The sequence below is a fragment of the Halomonas sp. LC1 genome (genome assembly GCF_030247125.1).
GTDB lineage: Bacteria > Pseudomonadota > Gammaproteobacteria > Pseudomonadales > Halomonadaceae > Vreelandella.
In genome coordinates this window covers 213,403-229,653 of the sequence record NZ_JASSPG010000007.1, presented here as the reverse complement: position 1 = coordinate 229,653, position 16,251 = coordinate 213,403, and the positions used below count along the sequence as shown (strand labels likewise).

The 16,251-nt window shown below is 51.4% G+C and carries 15 protein-coding genes; 3 read left to right on the top strand and 12 right to left on the bottom strand.

The window, feature by feature from the left end:
- Nucleotides 1–2 precede the first annotated feature (2 nt).
- Both QIT27_RS13125 and QIT27_RS13120 read left to right on the top strand, forming a co-directional pair.
- The gene (locus QIT27_RS13125; RefSeq protein WP_285264099.1) at nucleotides 3–3,260 is read left to right on the top strand and encodes a type I restriction endonuclease subunit R; all 3,258 of its coding nucleotides are present in this window, start codon (nucleotides 3–5) and stop codon (nucleotides 3,258–3,260) included.
- 8 nt (nucleotides 3,261–3,268) lie between these two features.
- The gene (locus tag QIT27_RS13120; protein ID WP_285264098.1) at nucleotides 3,269–3,976 is read left to right on the top strand and encodes a M48 family metallopeptidase; all 708 of its coding nucleotides are present in this window, start codon (nucleotides 3,269–3,271) and stop codon (nucleotides 3,974–3,976) included.
- Nucleotides 3,977–4,182: 206 nt separating this feature from the next.
- Here QIT27_RS13120 and QIT27_RS13115 read toward each other — a convergent pair whose 3' ends face one another.
- The 6 genes from QIT27_RS13115 to QIT27_RS13090 all read right to left on the bottom strand — a co-directional run bounded on the left by QIT27_RS13115 (nucleotide 4,183) and on the right by QIT27_RS13090 (nucleotide 7,313).
- A complete protein-coding gene (locus QIT27_RS13115) occupies nucleotides 4,183–4,533 on the bottom strand; it encodes a DUF7673 family protein (RefSeq protein WP_285264097.1) in 351 nt (116 codons plus the stop codon).
- Between the two features lie 105 nt (nucleotides 4,534–4,638).
- Entirely contained in the window at nucleotides 4,639–4,797 is a 159-nt protein-coding gene (locus tag QIT27_RS13110) for a hypothetical protein (RefSeq protein ID WP_285264096.1), read from the bottom strand.
- A gap of 48 nt (nucleotides 4,798–4,845) precedes the next feature.
- Complete coding sequence (locus tag QIT27_RS13105; protein WP_285264095.1) at nucleotides 4,846–5,478, bottom strand: recombinase family protein; 633 nt, start codon at nucleotides 5,476–5,478, stop codon at nucleotides 4,846–4,848.
- Between the two features lie 120 nt (nucleotides 5,479–5,598).
- Nucleotides 5,599–5,988 carry a hypothetical protein gene (locus QIT27_RS13100; RefSeq protein ID WP_285264094.1) on the bottom strand — a complete coding sequence of 130 codons (390 nt, stop codon included), beginning with the start codon at nucleotides 5,986–5,988 and terminating at the stop codon, nucleotides 5,599–5,601.
- A gap of 70 nt (nucleotides 5,989–6,058) precedes the next feature.
- Nucleotides 6,059–6,472 (bottom strand): hypothetical protein, encoded by a 414-nt coding sequence (locus tag QIT27_RS13095; protein WP_285264093.1) that lies wholly within the window; start codon nucleotides 6,470–6,472, stop codon nucleotides 6,059–6,061.
- Complete coding sequence (locus tag QIT27_RS13090) at nucleotides 6,465–7,313, bottom strand: hypothetical protein (protein WP_285264092.1); 849 nt, start codon at nucleotides 7,311–7,313, stop codon at nucleotides 6,465–6,467. The genes QIT27_RS13095 and QIT27_RS13090 overlap by 8 nt, the downstream gene beginning before the upstream one ends.
- 194 nt (nucleotides 7,314–7,507) lie before the next feature.
- On the opposite strand from QIT27_RS13090, the gene QIT27_RS13085 reads away from it, so the two are divergent.
- On the top strand, nucleotides 7,508–8,695 hold the full coding sequence (locus QIT27_RS13085; RefSeq protein WP_285264091.1) for a hypothetical protein: 1,188 nt from the start codon (nucleotides 7,508–7,510) through the stop codon (nucleotides 8,693–8,695).
- A gap of 32 nt (nucleotides 8,696–8,727) precedes the next feature.
- On the opposite strand, the gene QIT27_RS13080 is transcribed toward QIT27_RS13085, so the two are convergent.
- The 6 genes from QIT27_RS13080 to rdgB form a co-directional block, all read right to left on the bottom strand.
- On the bottom strand, nucleotides 8,728–11,115 hold the full coding sequence (locus QIT27_RS13080; RefSeq protein ID WP_285264090.1) for a S8 family peptidase: 2,388 nt from the start codon (nucleotides 11,113–11,115) through the stop codon (nucleotides 8,728–8,730).
- Nucleotides 11,116–11,132: 17 nt separating this feature from the next.
- On the bottom strand, nucleotides 11,133–12,116 hold the full coding sequence (locus QIT27_RS13075; RefSeq protein WP_285264089.1) for an AAA family ATPase: 984 nt from the start codon (nucleotides 12,114–12,116) through the stop codon (nucleotides 11,133–11,135).
- A gap of 562 nt (nucleotides 12,117–12,678) precedes the next feature.
- A complete protein-coding gene (locus tag QIT27_RS13070) occupies nucleotides 12,679–13,524 on the bottom strand; it encodes a 23S rRNA (adenine(2030)-N(6))-methyltransferase RlmJ (protein ID WP_159343660.1) in 846 nt (281 codons plus the stop codon).
- An 87-nt stretch (nucleotides 13,525–13,611) separates the two neighbouring features.
- Nucleotides 13,612–14,283, bottom strand: coding sequence for a YiaD family glycine zipper/OmpA-like lipoprotein (locus QIT27_RS13065; RefSeq protein ID WP_159343659.1), 672 nt, complete (start codon nucleotides 14,281–14,283; stop codon nucleotides 13,612–13,614).
- Nucleotides 14,284–14,330: 47 nt separating this feature from the next.
- Entirely contained in the window at nucleotides 14,331–15,500 is a 1,170-nt protein-coding gene (gene hemW / locus QIT27_RS13060; protein ID WP_159343658.1) for a radical SAM family heme chaperone HemW, read from the bottom strand.
- Nucleotides 15,493–16,101 carry an RdgB/HAM1 family non-canonical purine NTP pyrophosphatase gene (gene rdgB, locus QIT27_RS13055; RefSeq protein ID WP_159343657.1) on the bottom strand — a complete coding sequence of 203 codons (609 nt, stop codon included), beginning with the start codon at nucleotides 16,099–16,101 and terminating at the stop codon, nucleotides 15,493–15,495. Before rdgB ends, hemW begins: the two co-directional genes overlap by 8 nt.
- Between the last annotated feature and the right edge of the window lie 150 nt (nucleotides 16,102–16,251).

Genomic DNA, 16,251 nt, shown 5'->3' with positions numbered 1-16,251 from the left:
TAATGAGTGAGTACACGGAGGTTGAGCAGCCGTTTCTGCAGCAATTAAAAGCACTTGGTTGGGAGATCATCGACCAGGGCCAGGAGATTCCATCCGACCCGACCCGTAGTCATCGTGCAAGCTTTCGCCAGTGGTTGCTACCCGACGTGTTCACCAAGGCAGTGGCATCGCTGAACCAGGGTGCCAGCGGTCATACCTGGCTGACCGACAAGCAGCTTGTGGACTTGCAGGAGCAGGTTCTTCGGCAACCTAATCGCACCTTGCTTGAAGCCAACGAAGCGGTACAGAAGCTGCTATTCAAGGCCCAGGTGGATACCAACGAAGAGACCGGTGAGCAGGATCCGGTCGTTAAACTGATTGATTTCGATACACCGGCGAATAATCACTTTCTGGCTATCAACCAATTTCGTATAGACACTCCCGGTTGTGTTAAGCAGTTCATCATCCCTGACATTGTGCTGTTCGTGAACGGGATTCCGCTTGCCGTTGTGGAGTGCAAGAAGGGCGGGCCCACTTGCGCCAATCCTATGGCCGAAGCTTTTGTCCAGTTGCAGCGTTATATGAACCGGCGCGAAGACACCGCACGCCAGGGCCTGAAGGAAGGCGAGTCTCGCCTGTTTCACAGTAATTTGTTGTTGATTCGGTCCAGTGGTATGGAGGCCGATTATGGCACCATCACTTCTGGCGAAGAGCACTTCTACCCGTGGAAAACTCTATGGCCCCGCGATGACTCCGACGCTGAGGGGATGAATGCCCAGCATCGACTGATCGAGGGGATGCTCAATAAAACGAACCTGCTGCGCATTCTGCGTACATCGTCGGTGTATATGGATACTGACGGAGGACCGCGAATCAAGGTGGTATGCCGCTATCAGCAATTCCGCGCCGCCAATAGAATTATTGAGCGCCTGCGCCACGGCGAGACAGCAGAAGACAGGAGCGGGGTGGTCTGGCACACGCAGGGTTCGGGTAAAAGTCTGACCATGGTGTTTGTAGCGCGCATGCTGCGGGCGTCGAAAGACCTGAATGACTACAAATTGGTGCTGATCAATGATCGTACCGACCTGGAAGAACAGCTGGCCAAAACGGCGACGCTTATCGGCGGGCGCGTCAACGTGATTGAAAGTCGGCAGGCCCTTCGCTGGGATCTGGCCTCGGACCAGTCTGACATAAACATGGTGATGGCACATAAGTTCCAGATTGCCGATCAGAGCCTGCCGATTTCCGTAGCTGAGGCCTTGGGTACCTACCAGGCGATTCCGGGTAAGGAAACCTTTGGGGTAGTCAATCGCTCCTCCCGCATCGTGCTGATGATCGATGAAGCCCACCGTACCCAGAGCTCCGAGTTGGGGGAGAATATCTTTGAGGCGTTCCCCAATGCCGCTCGCATTGCGTTTACCGGAACGCCGCTGATTACCGAACGCCACGGTGAAAAACGCACAGTGAAGCGATTCGGTGAGTACATCGATAAGTACAAACTGATGGATGCGGTTGAAGATGGTACCACGTTGCAGATTCTCTATGAGGGTCGAACCTCGGACGCCGCGTTGAACGAAAAACACGCCTTCGATACAAAGTTTGAAAACCTGTTCAGAGATCGCTCTGAAGAGGAACTGTTGGCTATCAAGAAAAAGTACGGTGCCACGGGCGACATTCTGGAGGCCGAACAGCGTATCGAGGCTGTTGCCAGGGACCTGGTAGCTCACTACCTGGCTCATATCTTTCCTAATGGTTTTAAGGCGCAGGTGGTTTGCCACTCCAAGCTGGCAGCAGTGCGCTACCAGAAAGCCATTCATCAGGCCTTGGCCGATACGCTTAAGGTGATGAGAGCAGAGTCGGCGCCGGATGAAGAGAGAATTCGCCAAATTGAGTTTCTGAAGGCAGCAGTGGTAATTTCCGGCGATGGCACCAACGAAGCAGCCTATATCACCGAGGCCCGTAGACAGGCTAGGGCCTGGAATGCAGTCGATAATTTTTGCAAACCCTTTGCCTTCGATGATCCGGACAAATCCTACACTGGCATCGCGTTCCTGGTGGTCTGCGACATGCTGCTTACGGGCTTTGATGCGCCCGTTGAGCAGGTAATGTATCTGGACAAAAAGATCCGTGAGCACACTCTACTGCAAGCCATTGCGCGCACCAACCGGGTGAAAAAGGGCAAGCAACGGGGCTATGTAGTCGATTACGTTGGCCTGACGCACAAGCTCACTGAGGCTTTGACGCTGTACGCTGCTACGGATGAACAGCAGGAATTGGCCAGTGGGCTGAAGAACATTACCTCCGAGGTTCCGGTGCTGCAGGAGCGGTACCAGCGGCTTCTAAACCTGTTTACAGATAACAAGGTCCGGCAGATTCAGGCGTTCGTTGAGGGGGAGCTGCCTTCAGTTGAAGATGATGCGGCTGTGGTCCATGAGGCAGTGAAGCTGCTAAAGGACGAAAAGCTTCGGGCGGACTTTGACGTTTACCTCAAAAAGTTTCTTAGCAGCCTGGATATTATTCTGCCCCATACCGCGGGCCAGCCATATCGGGTTCCCGCAAAGCGACTGGGTTACATCCAGCGGGTGGCAAAGGAACGCTACAAAGACGATACGTTGAGCTTAGGCGATGCCGGACAGAAGGTGCGGGATCTGATCAACGAACACCTGATCAGCCTTGGGATCAATCCTAAAGTGCCGCCGGTGGAGTTGTTGTCAGAGGATTTTCTCGATCAGCTCAATGCGCACGCGGGGGGAAATGCCGAAGCCAAGGCCAGCGAGATGGAGCACGCAATCCGCAAGCACTGCACCGTGCACCATGACGAAGACCCGGCCTTCTATAAAAGCCTTTCGGAAAAGGTTGAGCAGCTGATCGATCGCCATCAGGGTGAATGGGAAAAGCTGGCTGAAGAGCTGCAGAACCTTCGTAAAGTAGCCGTAGAGGGCCGTCAACAGGGCGAAGCTGGCATGAGTAGGGAGGCGACGACGTTCTATGAGCATATCGCCAATGAAGCCTTCGAGGATGGTGTTGTTCCTCCGGAAGCGAACGCGAAGATGAAAGCCCTGATGGAAGCAATTGTCGATACGCTTCAGCACAGCATCGGCAGCATCGACTTTTGGAACAATGCCGATAAACAGAAGAGGACACGTAGCGAGATCAAGACCGCGCTTACCCTAACCGGAATCTCTGAGCTAAAATCCCGCCGGGAACGCATCGCTGTCGAGATCATGAAGCTGGCTAAGAACCGTCACGATGCCTTGCTGAAAAGCTCAGAGAATCAATAAGGAAACCGATGATACCAAGACGCGTCCGAGACATTGAGTATCAGTTATTGCCAGGAAGCCAGCGTAAAACGACGGATATCGTTATTGAGCGTAATGGGCAAATAGTCGTACGCCCGCCAGTGGGCTACACACCGGAACAAGTGGACTCGCTGGTGGAAAGTAAACGCCTTTGGATCTACCGAAACTTGGCCGAGTGGAAGGATTTGAACGCCACGGCGGTGGCGCGAGAGTGGGTCAATGGCGAAACCTTTCTTTACCTGGGTGGTGCGTATCGGCTGAGTCTGGTGTCTAGTCAGGACGAATCTCTGAAGCTGAAAGATGGACGTTTCTGCCTCAGTCGTGACTTGATTGAGCAAGGTGGTGCACAAGCGGCAAGAACTGCTTTTGAACAGTTCTATGCCGACAAGGGACAACAACGGTTTGCCGACCGGGTAGCTTATTTCGCCCCGAAAGTGGGTGTTGAAATCAGCTCAATCCGGGTTAAGGACATGGGCTACCGTTGGGCCAGCTGCGGGCGCAGCGGATCCTTGAATTTCCACTGGAAGTGCATGATGGCACCGCCGAAGATAATCGACTACTTTGTTGTTCATGAGCTTTGCCACTTCCACCACCGCAACCACACTGATGCTTTCTGGAATGAGGTAGACAAGGTCTTACCGGACTGGCGCGAGCGAAAGGAGTGGCTGCGAAAGCGGGGCGCGAGCTTGGACATTTAAGGCGTGATCACGGGTAAAATGCCCCATTATATGGAATGCCTCCGTTACTGAGGGCCAGTCCGAACAGCAGAAGAGGAACGAGTATTGAGAACTCTTGAGGATATTCTGGCATCCGAGAAACCTGAGCTTGTTGATGCTGCAAAACGAAAAGCCGCAGACATCCTCGGCGAGATGGAATCAGATTGTCTGTTGGAGAGCGCCGGCGGTCAGGTTCTGGATTCCAAGACCCACCAGGAATGAAAGAGCTCGTCTCCCCCAGACACGTAGGTGTGAACCTCCCGGCCATTCCAATCCAACGCCAAAACTTTTAGAGCCGCTTGCTGAAGATCGGCATCCAGCGTCCTCAGCCTATCCAACTCGAATGGCCAGTGACTGGAATTATAAAGACCCAGCAGGAAGCGCCGGATATGCCGGGCCTGGCCGCCACCACTGTGGGCTGCGTCAATAAGCAGTTTTAGCGCAGGAAGCCCCGACTCCTCCCGCTGTTGCCTCCGCTTTTCTTCCTGTTCCAATAAAAGGAGAAAGCTGTCGGGAAGCATGGCTGTTTTGTCCGTCATGTGCATAACCTCATATCGACTTCACGATTATGCTGCCATGGACGACGCGGAAGGCACGGCTGCCAAACTGCCCGTTTTGGGCAAGAACACCGGTTTGGCCCAAATCTATTTCGGACCGCCATTGTGGCGGGATGCTCTTTTCTGGAATTTGCGCTCTAAGAACGCTTCCAATCGGTCGGCATTGCGGTAGGCCATAACGCAGATAAAAAGCACAACTGCGACAAAGCTCAGGAATCCGATCAGGGTGGCGGATAGGTTCAGCATGTTCAGGTCTCCAATAGTTGATTGCCCTTTCAGGGCACTTTGTTGGTTTCAGGCCGCAGCATCGGCCTGTCTTTGTTCTTTGGCGACAGACGCAATCAAGTGCCGGGAGCAATTCAGTATCTCCTGGATCTCGCTGTAGCTGTGGCCGCTGCGTAAAAGGCTGGCGATGTGTTGTCTGCGCTTCAGGTCTGGCTGCCGCCCTTGATACTTTCCCTCCGTTTTGGCTTTATGAATGCCCTGGAACTGGCGGCGCCGGCGGTCTTCGTAATCCTTACGAGCCACGGCAGCCAACATGTCGAGCATCATGGCGTTTACGGCCCGGAGGATGGAGTCGGTGAATCCAGTGTCGTCTTTCTTTTCCAGCGCCAGCCAGCTGGTTGGAAGCTCCGGAGAGACTATGGCTAACCGCTTGGTGGCCAGCTTTTGCTTAAGAGAGTCCCAGTCACTCTGTTTGAGGCGAGCCAGTTGGTCGATCTGTTCGACCAGCACAATGTCACCCTCGCCGGAATCTGCAATCAGCTTCATCAGCTCGGGCCGGTGCAAAGTAGCGCCGGACACGTTCTCCACATAGAAAGCCGCAATGCGCTGACTGTGGTTGGCTGCGAACTGTACCAGTGACTCCCGGGCTCGCTCCGCATTCTGTTCCTGCGTGGATGCCCGAAGGTAGGCTCGAATAAACATCGTCGGTTCCTCAGTCTGTTATAAGTGGTTCTCTCGGGCCGGTCTGGTTTAAGTGGTTCTGGTGGCCCTTACTGGGATCGAACCGCTGGTTCTTCTGATCTGTACTCATCTGGAACCACCTCAAGAGTCGAAAAACTCCCCGAACGGATCGTCAGCTCGATAAATCTGGTTGATTCTGTCGTCATCGAAGAAACCCTCTGTGCCGCCATCGCTCCCATTGCCGGAAGTTGCCTTGTTGCTCGCGACGGTTGCCTCCTCATCACTGCCTCGACTGAACGACGCCATCTTTTTCTCGAATTCAGGAAACGTCATTTGCCCATCTGGTCCCTTGGCGAAAACCGTCTTGTAAGCATCGACTGCGGCCATTGCGAAGCGAATGAGCAGTAGGACCACCCAGAGCACGAACAATAGATACCATGCGTAAAGCGCTGCATCGGTACCCCTTAAGGCGAGCTCCACAACGCCGATCCCGGCGAGACCCACTGCTACTATTTTTGTCACCCTCACCATGGTTTCAGTCCCCGATAGCTCTTTACTTCGAAGCTACCAGAACCAGAGAAAATGCAAGTTTTGCCCGGCGTCAGGCCGCAGCGGCTTGCCCGGCCAGCCATGGCAGTTTCACCTTGCTGTAGGCATCATTTGTCATCGCCCTCAAATCCTCCGTGTCCAGGCGTGAAACCAGCCACGCAGTGCCTTGATATCGAACTCGCGGATAGTTGGATGGCTGGAATACGCCATGAGGGAGGTCGTCCTCATCGCCCAGCCACTGTCTGAGCCGCAGATCGATACACCACCCCTGTTGGAGCTCGATCCAGCAATGGGGAGCAGTGGACATTCGGCTCAGTCGGTCCTCTGCGTATCCGATACGACATTGATGGAAGATGCCTTGCTCACTCAGGGCGTTGCTGATCACAAAGGTCATGCAGTCGCTATCGATTTTGGCGTCTTCAAGCGGCAACAGCGCGAACTCAAGTTCATCATGCCAGTCACTCATGATCTGGCTCCTTGAACATCAGTCGCTGCCCCTGCTCGTACAGCACAGGGTACGGTAGCGGTTCTCCATCCTGGATGATGGTGCCGGGAGGAAAATACACCACCATCCAGGATGGTAAGGCACCACTGACCGTGCGGTAGAACTCGTCCACAGGGAAGCTGAGTTGCTCACCTGACTGCCGGAAAACGAGGCGAGAATAATTCTCTGGATGATTAGCCGCGATGTTGTAGCTTTCGGGCTCAGCACCTTCCACGTAGGCTGGAGACTTCCAGAGATTCGGCGTTTTGATGTTGTAAGCAACCACACATTGACCTGCACCGCATCCATGCTCAGTGCTTTCAATGGACCAGAGCATCAGTGGATGGCCATCAATCTCAGGCGTCTTCACGTTACTGAGTTTGGTGGCACTCAACGTCATATCATTGGCAGCTAGCCGGATGGCCTGGTCAACCAGATCCACATAATGCTCATAGGCCTGAGCCTCCGAAGTGGCCAAAGACGCTGGCATCCATCCCATCAGGCTTGGTCTCGCCGACGGATTGTCTGGAGTCATCATGATGTCAGTAGCGTTGAACAAAAGCGTCTGGCTACCCGAGAGATGTCGAAGCGGTGCATCAAATGAAGTCGCCAGGCTGGCGAGATCCAGTAATGCCACCAACATGCCTTTACTGTAGGAGCGGGTACCATCCCCAGAATCCCGCAAATCCATATCGTAGATGCCACCGGCTCTTGCCAAGTTTAAAGCCCGAGACTCTTCTGGGTTGTAAGCTCGTGGGGTAGCCGCGCAGCCAGCCAGGGCAGCGGCCAATATTGCCGTAGTTAAGGGTGCTAATTTTTTCATTATGTCCTCCTGCTTTTATTAAATATTCTCATGAGGTTGAGAATATGCAAGAGGAAAACTAAAAATAATCTTTGTAAATCAATAGTTTGTTCTAAAAGAACAAAGTTTAAATTCTTACGTAGCGAAAAATTGGCGGGGCAGGCATATCTTTGGCTATAAAAGAAAATGGCACTTTTGATCAGCAGAGGTTACCTATGGAAAGCGTCGCCGCAATTACGCGAGAATCACTTTACAACGAGGTATGGGCAGAGCCTGTCTCCAGAGTTGCGCCGCGCTATGGGATATCCGGTGTTGCATTGGGAAAAGTTTGTCGCAAGCACAAGATACCTTTGCCGCCACGTGGGTACTGGGCAAAAATCAACGCCGGACATTCACCGAAGAAAATTCCGCTTCCTATCGCCAGGGAGTTTGAAAATTACTCCCTGCCTCTCAGTCGGCCACGCACTTACGACCCCAATAATCCTGATGCCTCGCGGAAAAAAGCCACGACAGCCCAAGAACGTATAGGCTTTGTTGATGTGCCAGAACTGCTCGAATCTCCGCATCCTTTGATAAAAAAAGCATCCAAGCGACTGAGGCAAAAAGCCGGATGGGACAACTACAAAGGACTGCGTTCAGCACCGGGAGAAATTTTTGCTTTCGAAGTGACTAGAAATGCCATCGATAGAGCATTATTGATAGGCGACACACTGATAAAAGCGCTTGAACGTCAGGGTATGAAGGTTTGGGTGGACCGTGAAAAGAGTCGTACCCTGATCGGACTGGACGAAACTTCGTTGACCATAGCAATCAGCGAGCATGTCGCCAGGAACAAGCATGAAGTAACCGCAGCAGAGAAAAAAGCAATTGAACGCTGGCAACGTTCTCCGAATCGCTGGGGAACCGGATACCACTACCCAAGACCACCTGATTACGACTACCACCCAACCGGAAAATTGACGATTTCAATCGGCGGTTATCCATCCAGAAGTTGGGGGGATACGCCGAAAACTCCGCTGGAGCAACGGCTGCATCAAGTTGTTGCCGGTGCATTAGACCTGATCGCAGAACATCGTATCCGAGCTGAAGAGCAGGAACGCAGACGCCTAGTATGGCAGACAGAAAAAGACCGATACGACCGCCAGGTTGAGCTCCGAAAGCAGGAACTGGAGCAACTTGAAGAGTTGAAGGTAAGCGCCACTCAGTGGCTCGAAGCCGAACGTTTACGGCAATATATCGATGCGGTAGAGCAGGCTTCGGTCAGGAATGGAGAGCTCAGCGAGGAACTCAAGGACTGGATAAGCTGGGCTCGGATCAAAGCAGACTGCATGGACCCGTTAATAGCAGTCTCAGATGCTATTCTGGATGGCCCGGAACCAAAGTCGCCGGGCTATTTCTATTGACCGAGAATTTACCATTTAGCAATGGCTAAAATTCATACTTTGGCGCGTGCTTTAGCTCTCAAATCAATACGCTGAGAAATCTGCGTGTACAACTGAGCTTCTTCATTTTCTCGGTCTGCCACAGTGACAACTAAAGCGTAGCGCTCTAATTCCGAACTGAGCGCATCGCCCCAGTTGGTGGCATCTTGCCGAGTAACAACTACGAACCACTTGAAATCAGGAGAGAGCTTCTTGAAGTTCCAGGTAGAGCACTGCACAGTGCCCTTGCTCCGCAGCGATGAAGAAATAGTCCGATTTGATTTGCTAGATATAGTATCACTTAACTTGTCGTTCTCCTTTTGATGCTTTTTATGAAAGTGTTTTTGTACCTCATCAAGTGATCTTCCTTTCACCAAATTGAATAGGATTTTAGTGGCGCGATAGTCTAGGCGAGTTGTTCTGACAGCAGGAGAGTAACTCAGGGATACTCTTAATTCTCTTGTCGATTTCTTCCTTCTCAAGAATTCTTCTGGAAGAGGTAATTCATAAAACTGATAATTATCGTTAGCAATCGAATCTTCTGACATCAACAGCACCGTGTTTTCATCAGAGCGATACAAATTTTCTTCATTAACCAAGCCATAACCAGCCAAATCAATATGTGGTTCACGACGACCGTTTGCTTTGGCGTACTCCTTCGAATGTATATCCGAAAAAATAGTTTTACACTCCTCAGGCACAGCTGCATGGTTAACAAGCATAGCTCTCAACATGTTGGCTGATGCTGTAGGGTAAAATGACAATAACCTACTTGCTAAGTGTGTTATGTAGGGGGTAGAAAAGCTAGTCCCGTGACAAACACTGAATAGAGTGTTCCCAAAGAAGTTGGCATTCAAACTAAGAATGCCTGGATCATCATTTTTAAATTGCCATTGTTTACCTTCAAAACGCATCGGAGAAGCGAAATTTCCGCCGTGAGCAACCAGCTCAGGCTTTATCGCACCTTTTATGGAGGGGCCGTGCCGAGTAAAAGGCGAAGGCTGATTGGCTCTAGCTGCGGATAAATGTTCAATGTCATCGGGACGTTGGAGGTCACCTTTTGTTGCATCATGAAGTGCTAAACTACCAACAGTTAGAACATTCAAAGCAGGCGCGGGGTCTATGATGCGATTATGCTCACCGAACAGGTATTCAGGATATTCTTCGCGCCAACTATCCTTCGGAATTAGAGGTTCTTCTGATCCTCTGAAATTGCCAACCGAGACTATGAAAAGAATGTCGTATTTCCGAGAAAGGGTATCAAGTGTGTAAGCGAGGCCTCGAATATGTTTTCCATCATATGGTGAATTTTCATTACCAATAGAAAGGTTGAAAATTCTACACCCTAGCTCTGTAAAATGTTCTACCGCAGAGATAATTGTCGATTCAATAGTGTTAATGTCGAATTCGCAATCTCGATTGAGAATTTTCCCATTGAATATCCAACTTTGGGGGACCCAATAGTTGGAAGCATTACATTCCTCGATATTACCGTATAACGCTATGCCTGCCACTTGTGTGCCGTGCCCAGCAGCATCGAACTCATCCTCTCCGTCAACGAAACTAGCACTCTCTGCAATAGCTGGTTTCAATAACGGATGATTGGTGTTAATACCACTATCGAGTATACAAACCTTGGGGGCATTAGCGCTTGGAGAGGGTATTTCGTCGGGTAATTGGTTTATATCTTTGTTAATTGTTTGGTAATTAATGCCTGTTTGAGGTGGTAGGTCAACAAGCCTAACATCAGAGTGATTGAGCAGCTTTTCTGCACCTTCCCGGTCAAGATCCACCCGGTACATAAGCAAACTGTCTAAGTTCACGGAATCTTTCTTTTTAATTCCATTTCGCACTAGCCATTGCTCGAACGCGGCTATGATTTCTTTGCGCTTAGGGCTTCCGCTGACTTCTAGTGGCCATAACTCTATATCTAACGTAAAAAAATCAACCGCTGGAAATCCATATTGCCTGACCGCCCAACTTTTTCTGTCTTCAGCGCCCCATGCTTCAATTCCAGTAATGGCCTCTAAAAGCTGTCTAGCTGTTATTTCATTATCATCAATGCCCAATTTTGCCAGGTGATCTGAAAAAATAGCCAACCCTTGCTCCGAGGTAAATACAACACAAACTTGGTTATCCTCTTGGCTAATAAACTCTACGCCATGTACTCCAAGTTTGTCGAAGGACAAGGCGTCTTCATATTTCAATTTTAAAATATATGCATCTGGGCGCGACGCTATCTGACCTTTGATTGTTTTTGTAGTGGCAGAGAGTGCACCAGATAACCTTTGACCATGCCCTCGTAAATCACTACGCTTGGCAAATCTCGGAGGGCGACCAGATCTTCTTGGGTTATGGAAAGGCTCTTTCTCAATGCTAAGATGCTCAAATTCACCAGCCATAAGTCATAAAATCCCTTTTAAATTTTATTATAATTTTCCTTCAAGGAGGCCTGCTTCAAATCTTTCATAGTCAGAAACTCTTGCCCTCGGAGAATCATACGTTTCACCGCTCGACGAATAATGCGCTCGATGTCAGCACCACTTCGCTTTTCAAACAGGTTAAGCACGGGCTTTTCATCTATCTCGAATTGCCTTCGTACCCCTCGCAATTTAAGCGATAGAATTTGCTGTACTTGCTCAACATTTGGTAGTGGAAAATCTATTGTTTCATCGAAGCGCCGCCAAATTGCACTGTCTAAAATTTGCTCGTGATTTGTTGCTGCTAGGATCAAACTCTTGCCCACATAGGCGTCCATCATCTGTAGCACAGCATTGACTACTCGACGTAACTCACCATGTTCTCCAGAATCTGAACGTTCCTTGCCTATTGCGTCAAACTCATCGAACAAGACCACCATCGGCTGCTCTGCAATAAATTCAAAAACCTTACGAAGATTCGCAGCGGTTTCGCCTAAAAAAGAGGAGACCAGAGCGTCTAGTCGGACAATCGCAAGTGGCAGATCAAGCTCAAAAGCAATAACCTCTGCTGCAAGTGTTTTTCCGCAGCCAGGCGGGCCGTGAAAAATAACCTTTCCCGATGGTTTCATCCCGTAACTTCTAAGTACGTCGGCTCGACGATGTTCTTCGAGCAACTCTTCGACCGACGCCAGGCTAGTTGAAGGTAAAATTATTTCCTCAATAGATCGTTGAGCCTGCCGAATATCTAACAAGGGCAAGCCTCGTTCTTTATCAACAGGGGGAATGGGTAAAATGTTACGGCCGTTACGCTTTGCGGGTTTTAGATGTTCGCCATACAAAATTTGTTCAAGATCATTAGCCAGTAAGTGATGCTGCTTCTGGCGTTCATCTCTAATTACAACTTCAGACGCACGACGGAATTCGTCAGTGTCACCACTGGCTCCAGCCTTAATTAATTGTCGAAGAACTTTCCCGTTAGCCATAGCTGTTTCCCCGAAGTTTGAGCTCACGCCATTTGTTATTATATATCGTTGCTTCTATAGATTCTGGAGTTCGTTTCATCCTGACTCTTAGACAGCAAGTTATTTTGTTTGGCATATTCCAATATTAGAACCTCGACCATGGATGCTTGCGATCTATGCTCATGTTCGGCAGCTACCTTCAAAAGCTGCTTGATTTCAGAAGTTGTTCTAAATGACAACGTCTCTTGTTTGGACCGTGCCATGCACACCTCATCATGATACTATGCAGTACAATGTACTGCCTTTTACGGGCATTTTCTATCCTCAAGTGCCCAAGTAGGCTTCATTTCTCGGTTTTTGGCGTAAAAAGTGTTTGGGGTAACGCTGGTTGTGTTCCCAAATTCCCACTTTTCCCAGTTAGGAAATGGGTAATCGAACGCTGAATGACCAGAAAGTTAAGGAAAAAGTATAAATTTTGGCTGATTTCGGCACTCCGAAAGTGCTCCGAAAAATTTACAAGTTATTGTTTTTAAAAGATAATAAATATTCTGTATCGGCAAATAGCCGCTGCCACTCACTACCACTACTCGCCCACTCGCCATTTGGCGCGGTAGCGGCTGTCGCTCCCCAGCAGCGGTGTCACCTGGGACATCGCTGCAGCTAGCTGCTCATCCAGCCCCCAGGGCGGATTGATGACCACCATGCCGCTTCCATACATGCCGTGCGTGCTCTCCGCCGCGGCCCGTAACAGCAGCTCGCTGTGCCAAATCTTGCGAATGCCGCTCGCTTCAAGGCCGCTGAGCAACGTGTCATGATGCCCAGCGGGCAGCAGCGGGTACCAAATCATCACCACGGCGTGGCGCGCTTTTTCGAGGCTGTAGGCCACCGCATCGACGACCTCTTGATACTCCACTTTGCGCTCGTAACTCGGATCTATCAACACGCACAGCCGTGGCGTCGCCACCGGTAACAGCTGCTTCAAGCCAAGCAACCCATCGCCATAAATACGTCGGGCCTGTTTGGGCAGGGCTTGCCCGCTCAAATGTTCGTGCTCACCAGGGTGCAGCTCAAATAGGCGCAGTGAGTCCTGCTCACGCAGCCCCTGAGCCAGCCACCAGGGTGAACCAGGGTAGTGCGAAAGCTCTGTGGACTGTGGCTGTACGCTTTCCAACGACGCCACCCATTTTTCAAGTAAGGGATCGCTCAACTGCTGCCGAGCCTGCCAGAGCGGTGCGACGCCTTCTCGATACTCTTTAAGCCGCTGGGTCTCTTTCGTGACCAGCGGATAGAGCCCTCTGCCTGCATGGGTATCAATATATGTAATCGCTGATTTTTTACGTAATAAATAATCCCTCACTGCGTAAAGCATTAAATGCTTATGAACATCGGCAAAGTTACCGGCGTGGTAGGCGTGTTGATACGACAGCATGGCAGCTCGCTAGCAGTTGAACGAAAAAAAGCCCGCTATGTGAGCATAGCGGGCGTTGGACGGCAATGCCGAGATTAACGCATGAGGTTACTGGCCGTTGCCGGTAGGCGTCAGGGTGATTTCGACGCGACGGTTTTGCGCACGCCCCTGCTCGGTATCGTTGCTTGCCACCGGCTGGTTAGCACCATAGCCCATGGTGTTCAACCGCATGGAGGACACGCCGTTCTGACTCAGGTAGCTACCAACCGACTGGGCACGGCGCTCTGAAAGGCGCTGGTTGTAGCTGGCATCACCGGTACTGTCCGTGTGGCCGGCAATATTTACACGGGTATCGGTGTACTGAGTGAGGACATTCGCCACTTCGTTCAGGGCGCTGCGCGCATCCGAGGTGAGTTCGGCGGAATCGAAGCCAAACGTGACGCTGCTAGGCATGTTGAGCACGATATCGTCGCCACGGCGGTCAATCTCGATACGCGATCCTTGCAGGTTATCGCGAAGCTGCTGCTCTTGACGGTCCATGTAGGCACCCACACCCGCACCGGCGGCCGCGCCAACAGCGGCACCGATCAGCGCGCGGTCGCGACGACTCGTACTGCCGTCACCGGATAAAGCGCCCGCCGCCGCGCCAATCGCCGCACCAATACCGGTGCCCATGGCAGTGCTAGAGCGCTGCGTTTGACCGCCGTAAGGATCGGACGTCGCGCAGCCAGCCAGTAACATCGCCGCTGCCAGTGGGGTCAGTAGTCGAGAAATACGCATCACTCACTCCTTGTTTATGATTGAGATAGTACCGAATCCATCGCTGGTCACTCTTCGCTCATCAAGGCCAGCAACTCGTTCAAGAATAATAGACCTTGGGGCGATGCACGCAGCTTTTCAGGCATTTCCATTAAAAGTCCTTTTTCTTGAGCACTTTGTAAACGCGCAAGTAACCGTGCCTGTGGCTGGCCAGTGTGGGCCGTCCAATCCGCTAGGGGGACGCCCTCGGTCAGGCGCAGCGCGTTCATGGCAAACTCCAGCGGTAACTCGTTTGGCTCAATGAGCTGCTGGCCTGCTACGAAGCCACGCGGATCATTGGCACGACGCAAGTACGCATCGGGCTGACGCGTTTTCCAACGCCGTTCGATCTGCCATTTCCCTTGGGAGTCTATGTAGGAGAGCTTTCCATGAGCACCTGCACCGATTCCCAGGTAGTCGCCAAATCGCCAGTAGTTCAGGTTATGGCGGCTCTGACATCCTGGGCGGGCATAAGCCGATATCTCGTATCGACTTAGCCCGGCTTGCTCCAGTCGCTGATGCCCTGCCTCCTGAATGTCCCATAGCGCCTCCTCCTCTGGCAGGGGGGGCGGATGCGAGAAAAACGCCGTATTGGGCTCCAGGGTTAACTGATACCAGGAAAGATGTTCTGGATTGAGGGCAAGTGCCTGGTCGATGTCTTCCATGGCTTGCTCGGGCGTTTGCTGAGGAAGCCCGTGCATGAGATCGATATTGAGGTTATCGAATCCCGCCGCTCTGGCTTCAGCGATGGCGGTCACCGCTTCGTTGCCAGTATGAATTCGCCCCAGTGCACTCAGTTGAGTGGGCCGGAAACTCTGTACGCCCAGCGACAAGCGATTAATACCAGCGTCCCGATAGCCGATGAACCGCTGCTGCTCGGTCGTGCCTGGATTGGCTTCCAGGGTGATTTCAATCGTAGGCGAAAAGGAGAGGCGTTCACGAATGCCATCGAATAACTGTCGATAAAACGTTGGCGATAGCAAGCTAGGCGTACCGCCCCCAATAAAAATGGTTTGAAGGGGGCGGCCAGACGCCAACGCCAAATCGCCGTCCAAATCACTCAGCAACGCGGCCAAGTAGGCCGCTTCGGGTAGTGCGTTGGTGCCAGGTTCGTGAGAATTGAAGTCGCAATAGGGGCACTTGCGCACACACCAAGGCGTATGAATGTAAAGCGATAGTGGCGGCAACTGTTCAGCCATGCGCCACCTTCAAAATGTCGACCAAGGCATGCAGTGCACGCCCCCGATGACTCAAGCGATTCTTCGTTTCGCTGGGGAGTTCTGCCGCGCTCATGCCCTGGTCAGGTAGCCAAAAGAGAGGATCGTAGCCAAAGCCCCCCTCACCCCGCGGATGGGCCAGCACCTCACCTTCCCAGCTACGCTGAACGATGACCGGTACCGGGTCTTCTGCATGGCGTAAATAAACCAAGACACACCAATAGCGGCCCGTACGCTGGCCTTCCGCGCACTCACTGAGTGCTGCCAGCAGTTTCTCATTGTTACGCTCGTCGCTTTTCGGCTCACCGGCATAGCGGGCGGAGTAAATGCCAGGTGCCCCATGCAACGCATCGACCTCAAGACCTGAGTCGTCGGCGAGCGCCGGTAACCCGCTTACACGACTCGCTTCACGGGCTTTTAACAGCGCATTTTCAACGAACGTTAGTCCTGTCTCTTCGACATCGTGCACACCAAACTCCGCCTGGGGGCGTACATCCAGCCCAAGGGGCGATAGCAACTGATTGAATTCTTTTAATTTTCCAGAATTTCCACTGGCTAAAACGAGCGTTTTGGCTGCATTCATAGGGGCGACCTCCTCACATGAGGCGATCAGTTTACGCCTACCGAGAGCGCAGCTAAAGGCGACAATATGTAACTAAAGGTATATTAGAAAAATGGGTAAATAATTTTTATATTGAAATAATTTATTTAAAATCAATATCTTATTTCAATT